Raw genomic sequence first — 4,096 nt, 5'->3', positions numbered from 1 at the left:
GTGCACGAATGCGACGAACTGGTCGACGATAGAGGATGTCTATTTCATCAGTAAGTTCGTATTTCTTTTCCATGATTACTATTTCTCACGTTCTTCGATTATGGTGGAGCCACTAATTTTACAATTTCCAGCAATGTTTACACGACAGCAAATATATGCTTGATTGTAAATTTTAGCATTTCCGTAAACGTGTACACTTTTCCCTATAACAGAATTCCCATAAATCCGCGCATAGTCAAAAACCTTGGCATTATCTCCAACATCAGCACCACCAACTTCGGCATAATCAAAAACTTGTGCATTTCCAGAAATTTGTGCATTCCCATAAACCCGCGCATCATCATAAACTTTGGCATTATCGTAAACTTGTGCATTGCCAAAAATCCAACAGTCTCTCTTATGGCTTAAGTTGCTCTCTTTTTCTATAAAACCGCCTAGGTCACCTTTTTTGACATATCCAAAGTCTCTCAGTGCACGAATGCGGCGGAGCGTTCTGCGCCCAAACTCAATTGTTTCATCAGTAAGTTCGTATTTTTTTTCCATGGTTTAAGTCGCCCTTATCTTAAAACAGTGTCATTTCCAGATACTTTTGTATTTCCGGTTACTTTGGCATTCTCGCAAACTAGTGCACCACCAAACACACGGGCATTTCCAGAGATTTCTGCGTGACCGCCAATTTTAGCTTTTTCAGAAACATGTGCACCTTGGTGGATTGCGGCATTGCCATAAACCTTAGCCTTTCCAAAAACACGTGCATCATCTGCAATCAATGCGGATTCAAAAACACAAGCATCGTCAAAAATTTCTGCGTTCTTTGAAATTATTGCATTACCGCCAATCTTTGCATCATGGTATATTCGTGCATTACCAGAAACAGAAGCTTTATCGTACACTTTCGCGTTCCCATAAATTTTTGCAAGTACGTGAACACGGGCATTACCGTAAACTTTTGCATGATTGAAAATGTGTGCACCACTCAAAATTTGTGCATCATCGAAAATTGTTGCGTTATCATAAACCAATGCACAATCTTGGATTAGTGCATTGGCATAGACTTCGGCATTCCCAAAAACCTTTGCACTATCTCCAACCCAGCAATTGCCATCATGTGATAAATTACCCTCATGCTCTATAAAACCACCAACGTCACCTTTCTTGACTCTTCCAAAGTCTCTCAATGCACGAATGCGGTGGAGAGTTTTGCCCCCAACTTCGATTGTTTCATCAGTCATTTCGTATTTTTTTTCCATGGTTTTACTCCTTTAAGTTAGATTCTGCCTTTGTCGTTCTTGCAAAAGAACGGCATTGCATTGTGTGGTGAATTTTTTGAAAAGGTGGCGTCTTTTAAAAACGCCTTTAGCTTTTAAAGCACATCACAAGGACGCAAACGGTGTTGTTTTTCGTAAGAACCATACATTGCATCATCATATTCGCGCTGTTTTATATCATCTAAAAAAAAACCGTATGCTGTGCTGTGTAGAATAAAGTCATGCGGTATTTTGCCATCAAAACACTTTTGTTCACGTAGTTTGAGATAAAACTCAGCAATATCTTCAGAGATATCTTCGCAACGATTAGTCGTTGGTTCTACGCGCAAAATTTGGACAGCATTATCGGTTTGGTCGATAAAATTGATAATGTCCTTTTCTTCTAATAAAGGACCAGATTTAGCGAGATTTTGCTCTTCATTTTCGCAGATGACTAAGAGAATTTCATCAGAATTTATAAACACTGGTTTATTCACAAATGCCTCCATACAGCCTATTGGCAAAAGTTATTTTCTAAGATATGGAGTGAACATATTTTCGTTTTACGGTAATGTCAATATAAAAAATACCGTATTACGAAAATTATTTTATTTAGATTAGTGTATTTTTTATAGATATTTGGAGATTTTATGAAAGGCTATAAGATTGCAAAAAGAAAATTTTCACAATTATCAAATGAAGAAAAAATAGCAACTATCGCTTTTTTGATTCGATTAAAGTATGAAGAAACGCTAAAGTTGCCCTCCGTTCTTCTTCATTGCAAGACGAATATAGATCATAAAAATCTTGATCTATTTTGCTTAAAGCCGGATACGGAGGATACTCCTTAAAGAAACTGTGTAGATTCACTAGCTCTTCTGCAGTGATATCACGGTAGGCTTTAGAGTCAGAGTCATCAATCGATAATAAGCGTGTAATAGATGATGGACTCAATCCTAAATGTTGCCCTAAAGCCTTACGGCTTCCATGCCCCATTTCATTTAATTTTTCATTAATCCACACTTTTATTAACTTTTGAAAATCCATTTTATTTTTCTCTCTTAAAATTATTAAATAATCAATGTTGCGTATTACGAAAATTTTGTTTATATTTGCGTAATACGTAAATATATGACAGAAAATTTTGGATTACATGATTACTCCAGCAGTTACGATTATAAAGTATTTAGGCGGTGCAAAACGCGTGTCGTTGATTTCTCAATGCCATGTATCTGCTGTTTATAAATGGACTTATCCTTTTGAAAAGCGAGAGGGTAAAGGCGGCATTATACCAGCTAAATACCAAATTATGCTTTTAAATTATGCGCGAGATCATGGGATAGATTTGCGTCCAGAAGATTTTTTTTATCCCGAGCGCTTGCAGAGATTAATGCAAGAGCAACACCCCCCAATGTCGAAAATTTGCAAGAGCTGCGGTGTTGATCACACCGGAGAAACTTTACAGCATTAAGGAGATAAAGATGAGTTCGAATGAAATTTTATGGATAGCAGTGGTTTCAGTTTTGCTCTTAAGCGGAGTGATGTTTCGTATTGCATTGCATTATCGCGATCAAGTTAAAGCACTTAAAGAGCAGGTTCAAGATATTAAGAAAAAAATGAAAGAGAATGAGTTTAGGTATTTAAAGGAAAGCAAGCAGACAATTGATGAATGTGATGCGGATCTTGAAGAACGTGACAAGGAAATTAAACAACTGAAGCAAGAGATTGAAGAACGTGACGAGGAAATTAAACAACTGAAACAAAAGACTGAAGAGCATGAAAAGGCGTTCAGAAATGTAAGTGAAGTTGTAATGACACTCGAAGCAGATGTCCAATCGCGTGATAAGGAAATTGAGAGACTTACACAAGAGCTTAAACAGCGTGGTGAAGCAGTAAAAGCGCCGCCTCATAAGAATAAGAAGAGTAAGAAGAAGGGTAAGTGAGGAGATAGAGATGAGTACAGTAGCAACAATTCTTTCCATAACGACTAATTTGTATTTGCTCTATGAGGTTTATCACTATTTTAAACAGTCAGAAAAGCTTACAGATGAGATAATTAAACAAAAAAGAATAATATGGGATCTAGAGGATAAACTTAGGAAGAATGAGGGGATAAGAAATAGGTCCCAAAAGAAGCTTTAATTGTTTTTTGAGGATTATTTTATGCTTCATACAATCCTTTGCTTTGATCTAGGTACGAAGATGGGGTGGGCGATACGTGGAGGGGACGGTGGTATCATAAGTGGTACTGTTAATTTTCAAACCCGTCGTTTTGAAGGCGGTGGAATGCGTTATTTACGCTTTAAGCAATGGCTTAATGAAATAAAGCAGACAGCCGGTGGCATTGACGCGGTGTATTTTGAAGAGGTTAGGCGTCATGTTGGAACCGATGCAGCGCATATTTACGGTGGTTTATTAGCAACATTAACGGCGTGGTGTGAACATCATCAGATACCGTATGAGGGGATACCGGTAAGTACGATTAAGAAAGCGACGACAGGCAAGGGGAATGCGTCGAAAGAAGAGATGATAGAGGCAATGTGTATTAAAGGGCACAAGCCATGTGATGATAATGAAGCAGATGCTTTAGCAATTTTACATTTAGTTAAAGAAAGGGAATTGGGGTATGTCCAGTAAATTACCATGGACGAGGCTTTTTGCAGACAGATGGCTTCTTACTCTTGGTTGTTTGTCGCCGACCGAGAAATGTATCTATGTCATGTTGCGACTTTTAATGCTCCATACTGGTGAGCCTATTTTAAAGAACTTAAGGGTATTAGCTTTTTGGGTTGGTTATCCAGTAGAAGAGTTTGAAGCAGCTTTGAATTCCTTGATTGAAGGTGGATTCA

8 protein-coding genes are annotated in these 4,096 nt (G+C 37.8%); 4 read left to right on the top strand and 4 right to left on the bottom strand.

All coding sequences use genetic code 11. From position 1 onward, the window contains the following. Positions 1–78 precede the first annotated feature (78 nt). From ACFIN0_RS09455 to ACFIN0_RS09440, 4 genes are all read right to left on the bottom strand, one after another. Positions 79–543, bottom strand: coding sequence for a hypothetical protein (locus ACFIN0_RS09455; protein ID WP_375702418.1), 465 nt, complete (start codon positions 541–543; stop codon positions 79–81). A gap of 14 nt (positions 544–557) precedes the next feature. Continuing rightward, a complete protein-coding gene (locus ACFIN0_RS09450) occupies positions 558–1,250 on the bottom strand; it encodes a hypothetical protein (RefSeq protein ID WP_375668669.1) in 693 nt (230 codons plus the stop codon). Between the two features lie 113 nt (positions 1,251–1,363). Further along, positions 1,364–1,744, bottom strand: a complete 381-nt coding sequence (locus ACFIN0_RS09445; RefSeq protein WP_375702417.1) for a hypothetical protein — start codon at positions 1,742–1,744, stop codon at positions 1,364–1,366. A 217-nt stretch (positions 1,745–1,961) separates the two neighbouring features. Further along, entirely contained in the window at positions 1,962–2,294 is a 333-nt protein-coding gene (locus tag ACFIN0_RS09440) for a hypothetical protein (protein WP_038473488.1), read from the bottom strand. A gap of 106 nt (positions 2,295–2,400) precedes the next feature. Here ACFIN0_RS09440 and ACFIN0_RS09435 point away from each other — a divergent pair, with 106 nt between their 5' ends. From ACFIN0_RS09435 to ACFIN0_RS09420, 4 genes are all read left to right on the top strand, one after another. Beyond that, a complete protein-coding gene (locus tag ACFIN0_RS09435; RefSeq protein WP_375702416.1) occupies positions 2,401–2,718 on the top strand; it encodes a hypothetical protein in 318 nt (105 codons plus the stop codon). A 10-nt stretch (positions 2,719–2,728) separates the two neighbouring features. After that, positions 2,729–3,190 carry a hypothetical protein gene (locus tag ACFIN0_RS09430; RefSeq protein WP_375702415.1) on the top strand — a complete coding sequence of 154 codons (462 nt, stop codon included), beginning with the start codon at positions 2,729–2,731 and terminating at the stop codon, positions 3,188–3,190. Between the two features lie 220 nt (positions 3,191–3,410). Further along, positions 3,411–3,884 (top strand): crossover junction endodeoxyribonuclease RuvC, encoded by a 474-nt coding sequence (locus ACFIN0_RS09425; RefSeq protein WP_375702414.1) that lies wholly within the window; start codon positions 3,411–3,413, stop codon positions 3,882–3,884. Next, positions 3,874–4,096, top strand: a 223-nt coding sequence (locus ACFIN0_RS09420; RefSeq protein ID WP_375702413.1) for a hypothetical protein, incomplete at its 3' end; no start/stop codon positions are given. The genes ACFIN0_RS09425 and ACFIN0_RS09420, both read left to right, overlap by 11 nt.

The organism is Bartonella sp. AA89HNZF (genome assembly GCF_042196905.1).
GTDB lineage: Bacteria > Pseudomonadota > Alphaproteobacteria > Rhizobiales > Rhizobiaceae > Bartonella.
This window is presented reverse-complemented; position numbering and strand designations above follow the sequence as displayed.